This is a genomic window from Moryella indoligenes (genome assembly GCF_030812885.1).
GTDB classification, from domain to species: domain Bacteria; phylum Bacillota; class Clostridia; order Lachnospirales; family Lachnospiraceae; genus Moryella; species Moryella indoligenes.
Genome location: NZ_JAUSTO010000003.1, coordinates 24,945 through 39,084, shown reverse-complemented (window position 1 = coordinate 39,084; position 14,140 = coordinate 24,945). Strand labels below are relative to the sequence as shown.

General features: G+C 55.3%; 8 protein-coding genes. 3 read left to right on the top strand and 5 right to left on the bottom strand.

Annotated elements, in window-relative coordinates; all coding sequences use genetic code 11:
• Positions 1-15: 15 nt before the first annotated feature.
• The gene (locus J2S20_RS02965; RefSeq protein ID WP_307253112.1) at positions 16-2,643 is read right to left on the bottom strand and encodes a transglycosylase domain-containing protein; all 2,628 of its coding nucleotides are present in this window, start codon (positions 2,641-2,643) and stop codon (positions 16-18) included.
• Between the two features lie 178 nt (positions 2,644-2,821).
• Here J2S20_RS02965 and J2S20_RS02960 point away from each other — a divergent pair, with 178 nt between their 5' ends.
• The 3 genes from J2S20_RS02960 to J2S20_RS02950 all read left to right on the top strand — a co-directional run bounded on the left by J2S20_RS02960 (position 2,822) and on the right by J2S20_RS02950 (position 7,311).
• Positions 2,822-3,493 carry a YigZ family protein gene (locus tag J2S20_RS02960; protein WP_307253110.1) on the top strand — a complete coding sequence of 224 codons (672 nt, stop codon included), beginning with the start codon at positions 2,822-2,824 and terminating at the stop codon, positions 3,491-3,493.
• Positions 3,494-3,569: 76 nt separating this feature from the next.
• A complete protein-coding gene (gene typA / locus J2S20_RS02955; RefSeq protein WP_106611668.1) occupies positions 3,570-5,417 on the top strand; it encodes a translational GTPase TypA in 1,848 nt (615 codons plus the stop codon).
• 310 nt (positions 5,418-5,727) lie between these two features.
• Positions 5,728-7,311, top strand: coding sequence for a BCCT family transporter (locus tag J2S20_RS02950; RefSeq protein WP_242933946.1), 1,584 nt, complete (start codon positions 5,728-5,730; stop codon positions 7,309-7,311).
• Between the two features lie 118 nt (positions 7,312-7,429).
• Here J2S20_RS02950 and J2S20_RS02945 read toward each other — a convergent pair whose 3' ends face one another.
• The 4 genes from J2S20_RS02945 to modB form a co-directional block, all read right to left on the bottom strand.
• Complete coding sequence (locus J2S20_RS02945) at positions 7,430-10,507, bottom strand: AAA family ATPase (protein WP_170065363.1); 3,078 nt, start codon at positions 10,505-10,507, stop codon at positions 7,430-7,432.
• A gap of 242 nt (positions 10,508-10,749) precedes the next feature.
• On the bottom strand, positions 10,750-12,264 hold the full coding sequence (locus J2S20_RS02940; protein WP_307253106.1) for an HAL/PAL/TAL family ammonia-lyase: 1,515 nt from the start codon (positions 12,262-12,264) through the stop codon (positions 10,750-10,752).
• Between the two features lie 140 nt (positions 12,265-12,404).
• Entirely contained in the window at positions 12,405-13,460 is a 1,056-nt protein-coding gene (locus J2S20_RS02935; protein WP_307253103.1) for a sulfate/molybdate ABC transporter ATP-binding protein, read from the bottom strand.
• Positions 13,444-14,139 (bottom strand): molybdate ABC transporter permease subunit, encoded by a 696-nt coding sequence (modB, locus tag J2S20_RS02930; protein ID WP_106611672.1) that lies wholly within the window; start codon positions 14,137-14,139, stop codon positions 13,444-13,446. Before modB ends, J2S20_RS02935 begins: the two co-directional genes overlap by 17 nt.
• Position 14,140 lies beyond the last annotated feature (1 nt).

Below are 14,140 nucleotides of genomic sequence, written 5' to 3'. Positions count from 1 at the left end.
GAGACACAGGCCGCTTCAGGGGGCCTGTGTCTCGCTTTGTCCGGGCGGAAGTCCGATGACTGCGCCGCTTCCGGGCGCTTCGGAGGACTGCACTGTGCTTTCCTGCGTCTGTGCGCTGTGGATGGTGCAGTGGCTATATACGCTCAGCGTGGAGTCGTCTGTACCGACCTCGCTCTCAGGAGTTACCATGACCACGCGATTTGCAGTGGAGGGGCAGTAGCTGTTTGGAAGCTGGCCGGACTCAGCGCACACTGTGACGGTTCTGTGTTTGTCGCACATCTCCGAGGGTATGGAGCCGCGCGCGAAGTATTCCGTGTAGACTGCATCTCCGCGCGGATCGCTGCTGCACACGCCGCGTACCGCCAGCTTTCCGGATTTGCGGCAGATCTGCGCCTGTACGATGCTCTCCGGAACCGGAAAGCCGGTGTCGTTCAGATCTGCGTGTATGCGCTCCATGATTTTTCTCCAGATGTCCTTGTGATAGGAATTTCCTCCATTGCCCGCGCTGAGCGGCTGGTTCTCGTCGCAGCCGCCCCAGATACCCGCCGTGTAGTAGGGGGTGAAGCCGACAAACCACACGTCCACATTGTTGGTGGTGGTTCCCGATTTCCCTGCGCAGCTCATGTTCGGAATCTTTGCACGGGTACTGGTGGAGTTGATGTTGGTTCCGCCCTGCGCGAACTTGCGGTTCGGAAGCATGGACTGCGCCATGGCGTCGGTCAGGAGAAAGGCGGTGCTCTCCTTCAGGACGCGGTGCTGTTCCGCTGTGTTGTCGATCAGAACCTTGCCGTTGTGATCCAGAATTCTGGTGTAGAATACAGGCTTTGAGTAGGTTCCTCCGTCCGCGATAGAGGCAAACGCTGCCGTGAGCTCCAGATTGCTGACGCCCTTCGTGAGGCCGCCAAGTGCCATGGAGGGATTGTAGTCGGTATCCGTGAGGGAGCTGATGCCGAACTTTCTTGCGTATTCCGCCCCGAGCTGTGGGCTGACGGTCTCCATCAGACAGCGCACTGCGACGATATTCATGGAATACACAATACCGTCCCGGATGCTGGACCAGCCGAGATATCTGTCGCTGCCGTACCAGTTTCTGAACTGCTTGCCATTGGCCTCATAGGGACCGTCGTAGTATACAGAGCCGAGCGTCTGTCCGCAGGCGTCGAGCGCCGGGGCAAAGGAGGAGAGTACCTTGAAGGTGGAGCCGGGCTGACGGAATACGTCTGAGGCACGGTTTAAGGAGAGCGAAGCGGTCTTCTCACCGCGCCCGCCTGAGAGCGCCTTCACTTGCCCGGTGCGCTGTTCCATGAGCACAAAGGAATCCTGTGGTTCCAGTATAATGTGCAGAGTCTCGCCGAGTACTTTGTCGCTGCTAAGAAGCACCGAGTCCCTGTAAGCTGTCGCGTCTGCCCGCGCGGCCGCCTCGCTGGGATAGAGACCGTCAAAGGACTCTCCTGACTCCTGCTCATGCCAGCGGAACAGATCCCTCTCGCTGTAGTTCTGATTTTCTCCCTGTGCGTCCTCAATGGACAGGCGGTATTCGAGGGAATATTTGGTGACTGCATAATTGGACGGGTCGTTGATTTCGCTGTCAACAATGCTCTGAAGCTTCGGATCCTGCGTCGTGTAGATGGAGAGTCCGCCGCTGTACAGGAGCTTATGCGCCTGTGTGTCGCTGTAGCCGAATTTCTCCTTGAAGTCAGAGAGCAGCTGATCAATCAGCTCGTCTGTGAAGTAGCTGTAGACGTGAGTCGCCTTTTCCTTTGTAATGAGATCTACGTTCTGTATCCTCTCGTAGACATTGTCCGAGAGGGCCTCTGTTTGCTCCTTCTTCGTGATATAGCCCTGATCCAGCATATAGCGGAGAATGACTTTTCTCTTTTCTGCATTGGCCTCCTGCCCGGAGATGGGATTCAGGCGGCTGGGATTCTGCGTGATGCCCGCAAGCACGGTGCACTCGGAAAGCGTGAGATCTGAAACTTCTTTATTAAAGTAGCGGCGGGCGGCGACCTTCACGCCCAGTGCATTGTTGCCGAGATTTATGGTGTTCAGATAGTTTGTGAGAATGAGCTGCTTGTCCATCTGCTTCTCGAGCTGAAGCGCAAGGGCCTGTTCCTGGAGCTTTCGCTGCAATTTTTCACCGAAGGTCTTCTCGCGTCCGCCGTTAAAGACGTTGTTCTTGATAAGCTGCTGGGTGATGGTGGAGCCGCCGCCGGAGGAGGAGTCACCCTTGACGACCCCCGCCACCGCACGCATAATGGAACGTGTATCGATGCCGTTGTGCTGCCAGAAGCGGGCGTCCTCAATTGCGACGAAGGCATCTATAAGATCCTGGGGAAGCTCCTCAAAGCTTGCCTCCTCACGGTTGGAGCCCGCCATGACCAGTGTCTCTGTGAGATTGCCCTCACTGTCGTAGACGGAGGTCGCAAAGCCCATGGGAGTGATACTGTCCGGTCTCAGCTCCGGAGCAGAGGCGATGATACCCTTTACGGCGCCTGCAGCACAGGCGAGGAACAGCGCTGTGAAGAACAGGGCACAGATGAAGAGAGCCCGGGCCAGAGCCAGAGCTGCAAAGCTTCTGTACTTTTCTGCGTTGGAGGAGGCTTTCTGAAGAGTCTGCTCCACGGACTGTCTGCCAAAATTCACGCAAGTGCCTCTTTTCTTAAAATGATTGTAAGTGCTCCTAGTATACCATTCCTCCTATTGGAATGCCACAGCAGAGGGCCGGTGTTTCCATATATTTCAGGCGAAAGTGGGAGAGAAGCCCTGAATCATTGCAAAAAAGATAAGAATTTATTAAAAAAATACTGCAAAGTGAGAGAGTATGGAGAAAAATGAGAAGAAAGCGCTGCTCTGCCTGCGCGGCGGAGAGGCGGAGATCACGGAGAAAAAATCGCGTTTTATCGCCCGGGTGGCGGCGGTGAAGTCGGAGGAGGAGGCGATCGCCTTTCTTGCCGGGGTCCGGAAGCAGCACCGCGAGGCGCGGCACAATTGTTACGCCTATATTACCGGGGAGGACGGAGCAGTGGAGAAATTCTCCGACGACGGAGAGCCGGCGAAGACCGCCGGGCTACCCATGCTGGAGCTGCTCAGGAAGAAGGGGCTGCGGGATGTCTGTGTGGTTGTCACGCGCTATTTCGGCGGAATACTGCTCGGAACCGGCGGACTGGTGCGGGCTTACAGTGCCGCAGCTGCGGCCGCGCTGGATGCCTCGCTCTTCTCGGAGCGGCTCAGGGGCAGATTGATACGCTGGAGCACAGACTACAGCTTCTACGGGAAGCTCCAGTATCTCGCAGAGGAGGAGACGCTCTCTGTTATGGAGACAGAATTTGGCGAGGCGGTCAGCATGACCCTCCTTGTGCCGGAGGAAAAGGCAGAACAGATCATCGCGCGGGTCTCCGAACAGAGCGCGGGGCGCGTGCTGCCGGAGGAGATTCAGAAGGTTCGGTATTGTAAAGCCGGGACTTGCATAGAAGGTCTACAGGTAGTAAACTAACTTTTTGTGAATAACGTCGGCAGAGAGCCGGAGTGCGCTGTTTGAGGCGACAGAAGGGAAGAACAGAGAGGTTTTTATGAGAATTACGAGAGATGATGTGAGAAACGTTGCGATTATTGCCCACGTTGATCACGGCAAGACAACCCTGGTGGATCAGCTGCTGCGGCAGAGCGGTATCTTCCGCGAGAATCAGGAGCTTGTGGACCGCGTGATGGATTCCAATGACATAGAGCGCGAGCGCGGCATTACGATACTTTCCAAAAATACAGCGGTGAATTATAGAGGGACGAAGATCAATATCATTGATACGCCCGGACACGCAGATTTCGGCGGCGAGGTGGAGCGCGTGCTGAAGATGGTGAACGGCGTGGTGCTCGTGGTGGATGCCTTTGAGGGAACCATGCCCCAGACCCGTTTCGTGCTGAAAAAGGCACTGGAGCTCTCGCTGGATGTTGTTGTCTGTGTAAACAAGTGTGACCGTCCGGAGGCGCGTCCCGATGAGGTAATCGATGAAGTGCTGGAGCTTCTCATGGATCTCGATGCAAACGACCATCAGCTGGAGTGCCCATTTATCTTTGCCAGTGCCCGGAGCGGCTGGGCCCGGAAGGATCTTAATGACGGAAATATGGACATGACTCCGCTCTTTGAGGCGATTGTGGAGCACATCCCGGCGCCGGAGGGGGATCCGGATGCCCATACGCAGCTTCTGGTCAGCACCATCGACTACAATGAGTATGTGGGCCGCATCGGTGTCGGCAAGGTGGACAACGGTGTGATCCGCGTGAATCAGGAGTGCGCAATTGTAAATCACCATGAGCCGGACAAGCTGCGCCGCGTGAAGATTGGTAAGCTCTATGAGTATGAGGGGCTGAACCGGGTCGAGGTGAAGGAGGCCAGAGTCGGTTCCATCGTGGCAATTTCAGGCATCTCGGATCTGCACATCGGGGATACCATCACGAGCCCGGAGAACCCGGAGTCCATTCCCTTCCAGAAGATCTCTGAGCCCACGATCTCCATGAATTTCATGGTCAATGACAGCCCGCTGGCGGGGCAGGAGGGGAGCTACGTCACCTCCAGACATATCCGTGAGCGCCTGTTCCGCGAGCTGAATACAGACGTCTCCCTCCGTGTAGAGGAGGTGAGCCCGGACTGCTTCAAGGTCAGCGGCAGGGGAGAGCTGCATCTCTCTGTGCTCATTGAGAATATGCGGCGCGAGGGATTCGAGTTTGCAGTCAGCAAGGCGGAGGTGATCTACCGCTACGATGAGCGGAACCGCAGAGAGGAGCCGATGGAGATCGCCTATGTCGATGTCCCGGACGAGTTCTCCGGTGCGGTGATCCAGAAGCTCAGCGGAAGAAAGGGAGAGCTGGTCGGGATGACACCGATTCACGGCGGCTACACCCGCATCGAGTTCAGCATTCCCTCGCGCGGTCTCATCGGTTATCGCGGAGAGTTCATGACGGATACGAAGGGGAATGGTATCCTGAACACGGAGTTTGAGGGCTATGGTCCGTTCAAGGGGGAGATGTTCTACAGAAAGACAGGCTCCATCATCGCCTACGAGAGCGGTGAGGCTATCACCTACGGTCTCTTTCAGGCGCAGGAGAGGGGGCAGCTCTTCATCGGTGCGGGCGTAAAGGTCTATGCCGGTATGGTGATCGGTCAGAGCGGAAAATCCGAGGATGTGGAGGTGAATGTCTGCAAGACCAAGAAGCTCACCAACACCCGCTCCTCCAGCGCGGACGAGGCGCTGAAGCTCGTCACGCCGAAGGTGATGAGCCTTGAGCAGTGCCTTGAGTTTATTGATACGGATGAGCTCCTCGAGGTGACGCCGGAGAATCTGAGAATACGGAAGAAGATTCTGGATCCGATGCTCAGAAAGCGGGCGATGTTCAAGCTGAAGCAGGGAGCCGCAAAGGCTTAAATATAAAGTTGTACTGATATCATTGGCTGTCCCGACCCGCGCGTTTTTTGCGCGGGCCGGGACAGCTGTGCTATGGGAGAGCTTTTACTGTAAAGTAGATCTGTACAGTACGTCATTTGTTATAGTTTACTAAAAAAATCAAGTTTACCCCAGAGACTATTCGTAAATAAATGATGATAATTATAAAGGATTTATAATCGTTTCAACGTTTTTTTGACACATTTGTGCTAAATTATGCAGTGAAATGTGGCGCTGCAGCCGAATACTTCGGCAAAAGGGCTATAAGACAAAGAAAGGTGGTAGGGAATTTATGAGTATGAACAGCAATCCCCCAAAGAAAGGCGATTACAAGGATAATATTCGCTGGGACGTATTTGTTCCGGGAATTATTCTCTTTGCAATTGCCGCAATCATCGGAGTCACCAACAATCAGGCGCTGACCTCAGCGTCCATGGCCTTCTTTAACTGGTCTCTGGACACGTTTGGATGGCTTTACCAGTATGTTGTGACGGGCAGCACTGTTCTTGTGCTTGTGATCTGCCTCTCCAAGGTCGGGAGCATTCGCCTCGGAGGCAAGGACGCGCAGCCGAAATACCCCTTCTGGACCTGGTTTGCGATGACTCTAACGGGTGGTGTTGCGACTGGTATCGTCACCTGGGGCGTCAATGAGCCCATCATCTACTTCGGAAACGTATGGGGAGAACTGGATCAGGTCGGTATTGAGCCCTTCTCCGAGGAGGCCGCCCGCTTTGCAATGGGCCGCAGCTTTTATAACTGGACTTTCATGCCGTATGCGATCTATGCACTCTGCGGTGTGCTCGTAGCGTATCTCTATTTCAATAAGAGACAGAAGCTGAACGTTACCGCGACACTGAAGCCGGTCTTCGGTGAGCGCATCACCAAGGGTGTGCTTGCAGCAGCAATTGATTGTCTCTCCATGCTGGCACTGGGCGTCGGTATCTGCGGTGGTCTCGCGATGTGCATTACTCTTGTCGTGACCGGTCTTCGCACCTATGGCGTTCAGGACAATCTGGTGCTCTTTATCGTCATCGGTGTGGTTCTGATCGCGCTCTTCACCTTCTCCTCCTACATTGGAATGGACAAGGGACTGAAGACGCTCGGAAGTCTGAATGCGTGGTTCTACTATGGCCTTCTCATTCTGCTTCTTGTCACCGGTCCGGTACTTTTCATTCTGAGAAACAGCACTGCAGGTCTCGCTGTGTGGCTGGATAATTTCTGGCTCTGGGGTCTTGATCCGATTGACATCGGCGGAACCGCACTCACTCGTTCCTGGACCCTCTTTGACTGGTCCTGCTGGATCGCATATGCGCCGGTTACGGGTATCTTCCTTGCAATGATGTCCCGCGGCCGCACCGTTCGCGAGTTCCTTGTTGTTAACTGGATCCTTCCCTCTGTATTCGGACTGGTGTGGTTCGGCATCTGGGGCAACAGCGCGCTGGAGATGCAGATGAGCGGTCGTGCTGATCTTGTTGCGGCCCTGAATGCAGGCGGCGCAGTCATGGCGCTCTGGGAGTTCCTGAAGCACCTGCCCTTTGGTCTGGGACATATTGTAATTCCGGTTAATATTCTTATCATTGTTATCTCCTTCGTCACTGCAGCAGATGCGACTCTGACCAACGTCGGTTCCATGTGCGTGAAGGACGTTCCGATCGGTTCCGAGCCGCCGAGACAGATCAAGGTTCTCTGGGGTATCGTAATCGGTACGGTTGCTATCATCATGGCTGCCTTCGGTGGCGGTGCCCAGGGTGTTGACGGTGTCAAGGCGCTGGCTACAGCCGGTGGATTCCTGGTACTCTTTGTCTTCATGCTTCAGATTGTTTCCTTCATCAAGGTCTTCTTTATTGATAAGGTTGCAGAGGAACCTGAGGAGTAAGCAGCATTTGTTAGTCACTTGTGATTCCGGAAGCGCGTAATACTCCGGTGAATTAAAAAGTACAGAATAAAAGGAGCGATCTATACATCTGAATGATGTGTAGATCGCTCCTTTTCCGTCAGGAAGGCAGGTCATTTGTGAGCTGTTTCAGCGCATTTTCTATTTCTGAAGTTTCCGGGATGGGCTGCATCTGCTTCAGATAAGAGAGGCAGAGACGGCAGTGTTCTGCAGGGTCTGCGGGCCAGAGTGCATGGAGCTCCTCCGGGGCCTCCTGACTCAGCGCCGGCAGCATGCGTATGCGCCAGGAGAGGAAGAGAGCAATGCCCTTCCACCAGGGAGAGCCCATGCGATCGCTGATTTTATGAGCCTCTCGTAGTTTGGATGCGGCCTCGTGATAGTTTCCTGCCTCGGCAGCAAAAAATGCCAGATAGCTCAGCGCGATGGGATAGCCGCTGTACTCGTGTGAGGAGGTATAGATGCGTCGCGCATGCTCAAATTGCAGCCGCGCGCGCGTCCTGTCACCCGACTGAAAGGCAGCCACACCACAGTTGGTGAAAAAGACCGCTGTTCCCGGGTAGTAGCCGAGACTCCGGTTGTGGCGTATGGCTCTGTCGTAGTAATCAAAGGCAGCTTTATAATTGCCCTCAAGGCGATAGCTCTCGGCGATGTAGTTATAGGCTCCCGCAATATGGATTTCATACTGCATATGTCCGTCGCTATCCAGAGCCTGGAAGAGCTGTACGGATTCATCCAGAAGTTCCCTTGCCTCGCGATACCTTGCATACATCAGTTTCAGAAGACCGGACAGGCGCAGGTAAACACCATACTCCACGCTGAGCCTTCGCCCCGTGAGGAGAGCCTGTTCCGCCTCAAGATGTGTTTTCATCACCCTGCGATCGTAGATCTGTATACCATAATAGATGTACTGCAGGTGCGCACGCACGAGCATGTCTGTGTCTTGGAGAGCGGTAGCGCGCTCGATGAGCTGCTCGATGGTGGGGAGTCCCTCCCTGTAATTTCCACCGTAAATACAGCAGCGGCTCTTGGAGTGAAGCAGGATCAGCTCAGAACTGTCGAGTATGCTGTTCTGGGCTGTGTTGAGCCGCAGCGCGGCGAGTTCCTTCTCCAATGTGTGAATGTAGTCGGACAGTGACAGTGAATCTGTATGCAACGGATCCTCTGTCCGCGGATTCTCATCGTCGGAAAGTTCCCGCAGCGTGGGAAGGAGAGCGTAGGTAAGTCCGGTGTAGGCATTCAGTGCCAGCACACGATAGCGGAAGACATTGATTTTATCGCCACCCTCGGAGAGGTGGTAGATCAGTCTGTCATAGACAGGAGTTCTCTGTGCAGAGAGCTGCAGCTCCATCTGCTGAGCGACACGCAGATGGAGGATACGTCGCGCGGACTCGGACTGCTGCTGCACAAGTATAGACTTGATTTTTTCATGAGCGAGAGCATAACTCAGCTCACCATTTTTCAAGGATTCCTGAAGCAGCATGCGCTGACAAAGCTGGTGGCAGGTGTAGGTGAGCTCCAGCGTGCCCATGGTAAGTATGGCAGTGAGCGTATCGAGCTTCGCCCAGTCAGTAAAGACTGAGATAAGATCCAGCACCTTGCGTTCATCCGATGAAAGATTTGCGAGGCGGTAGTCCATCAGCTTTTCCAGGTCGTCCGGAACCTTGTCCGGCTCAGCACCTTCCAGATAGGAATTCACGAGCTGCACGAGCAGCAGCGCATTGCCCTCTGTGGCACGGTAGATATCGTTCAGCTGTCTGTCTGCGCTATAATCACTGAGGCTTGCCCGTATGAAGCGCTCTGTCTCACTCCGGTTAAAATTTTTTAGGAGAAGCCGCTCCATCAGCTTGTCCTGCTCCACAGTGCGTATCAGCCTGGAGATGTGCTCCGGTACGATGGTGCGAGCTGTGCAGAGCACGGTTAGCTGGGGGGCACGCAGTCTGCGCAGCAGCAGTCCGAGCAGACTGGCGCTTCCTGTATCCATCCAGTGAATGTCCTCGAATACAAGAAGGAGGGGATTGTGCTGTGATATCACGGCAAGCAGGAGTATGACACTTTCCAGTGAAGCCTGATAGTTCGGGTGAAGCGCGTAGTGTCCGGCGGGCTCTATATCTGCGTGCGAATCCACAGAGAGGCAGGGAAAGAGACTGGAGGCTGCACGAAGCACAGACTGCGATACGGATATTTTTCCGCTCTCCAGTTCTGCCATAAGTGAGAGCATGATAGAATTCCAGGGAGCAAATGCTGTCTCCTGCTCAGAGGGATAGCAGTAGCTCTTCAGGACCAGGCGGTCAGAGAAGTCAAAGTGTGTGAGCAGATGATTCAGCAGACAGCTCTTTCCGACACCGGCTTCACCTTCAATGAGGGCTGAGGAGATACCACCAAGACTCTCGGGTGTGCGGCAGAGGGCAAGCAGTTTTTTCAGCGCGCTTTCCTTTCCGATCAGAAGCGTTTCATTTGCGCGATCTTCCCGTCCTGTCGAAGAGGAATTCCATTGGTCTACGATGCCGTAGTACAGCTGGGAACTGCTCTTTAAGGGGGATATGCCAAACTCCTCGGAGAGGAGCTGTGACAGTCTGTGGTAGAGCTCGATTGCCTTTCGATACTGCCTTTCTGCGGCGTAGACCCGCATGAGTGTGACAGTTGCATCCTCATCCAGGGGATCAATTTCCAGATGCTTCAGTCCATACTGCTCTGCAAGGGAGAGATCTCCATTTTGCAGGGCGTCTTTCTGGGCGGCGAGGAGGCGCTTCAGGTATTGAATCTGAAAAAGGTTTCGCTGTTCAGTGAGCCAGTCCTCAAAATACCCTGCCTGGTGGAGGGCGAAGCCCTTTAAAAACTCTCCGCGGTACAGAGAGAGTGCACCACCGTTCATGAATTCATTTACGTCAGAACGAAGCGGGAGCGCCGGATCCAGGGTGAGCAGAGTGCGCTGCCCGGAGAGAAAAATATCCATGCCCAGAGTTTTACGGAGCGTGTAGATTGCATGTCGAAGATTTCTCTGAGCGGTATTGGTATCGGAGTCCGCCCATAGCAGTCCTATCATCTCACTTCGGGCGACCTTTTGCTTCATGATAAGATAATAGAGCAGAGCCTCCGCCTTGCGATAAGGCAGAATGACAGCCTTGCCATCCAGTTCAATCGAAGGAATTCCGAGTATGTTGACAGATAAAATACCCATGATGCACCTCCTCTCGCTGACTGGTCTGATTTCACGCTGCCAAAACAATATAAGGTTTTGGTTATTTATCATATAATAATAAGCAAAAAAAAACAAGGCGCGCGTCTCCGGGACAGAACAGGTCTATTCGGAACAGAATTAAGCAAATAAGCAAATCAAATCGGGCAGACCGAAGTCTGCCCGATTTGATTTGCAAGAATCTGAAAATAAATCAGCTTTTTGTTTTTCGGATGCAGTGTAACTCAGTTCTCCGCGTCCCGGATGGCCTTCATGAGGCGCCCCTCAAGGATGAAGCGGTAAGCGGTCTCGATGTCGTAGCTTAAGTTTCTGTCCTCGCTCAGGAAGCTGATCTCTCTGCGGAATGCGTGGTAGACAGCTTCTGTCACCTTGCCGAGCTGCGGTTTGCTGCGAAGATCGATCGCCTGTGCGGCGTGAATCAGCTCGATGCCAAGCATGTAGCGGAGGTTATGGACAATTTTCAGCGCCTTGGAGCAGGCGAGAGGAAGGTTGCTTGCGTGATCCTCGATGGAGCCGGCGACTGCGATGAAGTCCATGGAGCTCGGATTTGCGAGCATGCGGTTCTCGGAGTCGAGGTAAGTGTAGACCTTCTGGATTGTGCCGTAGGCGATGGTCTTTACATCTGCCGGAGTCAGGAAGCGGGACAGCCCAGTAAATGCTGGGTCCGCGAGATGAATTGTGCGGTAGCAGATGCACTTTGAGACATGGTTCAGGGCATTGGCGAGCATCTCGACACCGAGAGCCAGCGTCGTGGTCTCAAAGTTCTGGCTGACGGAGGTATCGCCCTCGTCAATCAGGATGCAGGGGTTGTCATCCGTTGCATTCATCTGGATCTGCATGTATTTCTCAATAAATTCCATGGCATCCAGCACAGTCCCGTGCACACCGCTTGCGCAGCGGAAGCTCAGCGGATCCTGAAGCGCGCGCTTCGGGTCGGGCTGCTCAAGATAGCTGCCCGCGAGGAAGCTGCGGCACTGCTCTGCAACACGGATCTGTCCTGCCAGCCCTCTCAGCTCATTGACCTTTGCGCCGAGCGGCTGGAGACCGCCGTTCAGGCCCTCAAGACTCAGACAGAAGACAGCGTTTGCCATGTCTACGAGCTCCCTGCACTGATAGTAGAGGACAGCGGTCATCGCCTCGCCCTGTGCGTTGGAGGAGACGATGGAGAGACCGTCCTTCGGGCCGAGCACAGCCGGCTTCATGTCCTCAGCGGCGAGTGCCTGTGCTGCGGGCATGTAGCGTCCCTTGTACTCCACCTCGCCCTGGCCAATCATGCTCTGGCCGATGAGGGAGAGCGTTGTGATATCGCCTTCGCCGATGGAGCCGCGCTGTGGAATGCGCGGATGGATGCCGCGGTTCAGAAATTCCATATAGAGCTTCAGGATCTCCGAGGAGATGCCGGTGCTTCCGCAGAGCGCCGCATTCAGACGGATGCAGAGCGTCGCGCGAACCTCTTCCACTGAAGCGTAGGGGGCAATCCCCAGAGAGTGACTGTTGATCAGGTTGCGGTTGTAGGTCTCAAAGAAGTCCTGATCGAACTCCTTGTCCTTGTTCCAGCCGACGCCGCGGTTCAGACCGTAGACGGGCTTTCCCTCGCCTGCCATCTGGAAGAGAACCTCTCTCGCGCGATCCACGAGCTCCAGCGCCTCCGGTGCGATTGCGACCTCCCGGCCCTCATAGGCGACCTGACGAAGGCCTTCCAGAGTCAGATTGTGACCATTCAGTACAAGTGCTTCCATATTTCACCTCACAGTTTAAGAATGCCAACAATATTTAACTATACTTTAACGAAAAAGAGTTTAATTTTAGTTGAAAACGCTGTGCTTCACATGAAAAACACTCAGAATGCGGGAAATGTGGTCCGTTTCGCTGTCTGATCTCAGATATCGGCTCTGAGGAGCTGCAGTGCATCCGGCGGCAGCTCGACGTAGAGCGGTCCGCTCAGTGCGGGAAGCTCCTTCGTGCAGCGCAGCCGGAGCAGCTGCTCCGGGGCACTGCCCCCGGGCGTGGAGAGCAGGAGCTCTGTCGCCTCGCCGTCAGAGAAGGGACGCGTGAGGGGGACGCAGGGAATGCGGTTTACACCGGGGGCGGTGCAGAGCCGGAGGGCTCCTGCGCGGATGCCGACATAGCAGACATCGGGCGGGCAGGAATGGGGCAAGGTGAGAACGGCGCCCCAGAGGGCACTCTCCGCGCGCTGTCCGGGAAGCAGATGCACCGGACTCAGATTTTCGCAGCCGGAGAGACAGCAGGCGGAGAGTGTCTCCGGAGCAGAGAAGAGCTCTGCTGTCGTCTGCATGGGCTGTGCATGTCCCTTGTGCAGGACACACACGTGTGAACACTGCCGCCGTATCTCCTGCTGGCTGTGGGACACAAGGAGTATGGGGCCGGAGAAGTCCCGGAGCTGTTGAAAGAGTGTGAGCTCCACCTGCTGTTTTAAATAGCTGTCCAGCGCGGAGAAGGGTTCATCCAGTAAAAGTGCCTCGGGGCGGCTCGCGAGGATGCGCGCAAGTGCGGTGCGCTGCTGCTGTCCGCCGGAGAGCTGCGCCGGGCGAAGCTCTGAAAGCTCCTCCAGCTGGAACAGCTTAAGGAGGCGCAGCGTCTCCGCCTGCTTTTCACGGTGATTTAAGTGGTGCAGACCGGCGGCGATATTTTCTCTGACGGTCATATGGGGAAAGAGCGCATACTGCTGAAACAGATAGCCGACTGCGCGCCTCTGCGGAGGGAGGTTGATGCCTCGTGCGGAGTCAAAGAGCGTTCGCCCGTTCAGCGTGATACGCCCGCGATCCGGTGTGATGAGTCCGGCGATGCACTTTAAGCTCAGGCTCTTGCCGCAGCCGGAGGCTCCGAGTATACCGGTGACGCCCTCTGCTGCAGTGAAGGAGAGTTGCAGTTCAAAGCTGCCGAACTTTTTTTCGATATCAACGGAGAGCGTCATGTGCTGCCTCCTTCCTCTGCCGCCTGCGGCTGCTCTGTTCCAGCATGTTGACGCAGAGCAGCACTGCTGTGGAGATGGCGATATTCACCATCACCCAGAGAAAAGCCTCCGCGTCGCTGTTGGTCCTCCATAGCTGATAGACTGTTGTAGAGATGGTGGCGGTGCGCCCCGGGGTGTAGCCTGCAATCATGGAGGTCGCGCCGTATTCTCCGAGAGCTCTTGCAAAGGCGAGTACGGTTCCGGCGAGTACTCCTTGGCGGCAGCAGGGGAGCTTGACTCTCCAGAAGATCCAGCGCTCAGAGCGTCCCAGCGTTCTGGCGGCATCTGCGAGCGTCTCATCAAAGCTCTCGAAGGCTCCCCGCGCAGTGCGGTACATCAGGGGGAAGATCACAACACAGGTCGCAAAGATGGCGGACCACCAGTTCATAGTGAGCCGCAGCTGAAAGTGAGAGAGTACCCACGCGCCGAGCGGCTGTCTGGGTCCGAGCAGACGCAGCAGGAGATACCCCACCACAGTGGGGGGAAGTACCAGCGGCAGTGTGAGAATGACATCCAGCAGTCCCTTCACGATGCGCGGTGCCGCCGCGATAGCGTGCGCCGCGAAAATCCCGACAAAAAAGATGATCCCGGCAGAGATCAGTGAGATGCGAAGCGAGTTCCAGAGCGGATACCAGTCCATA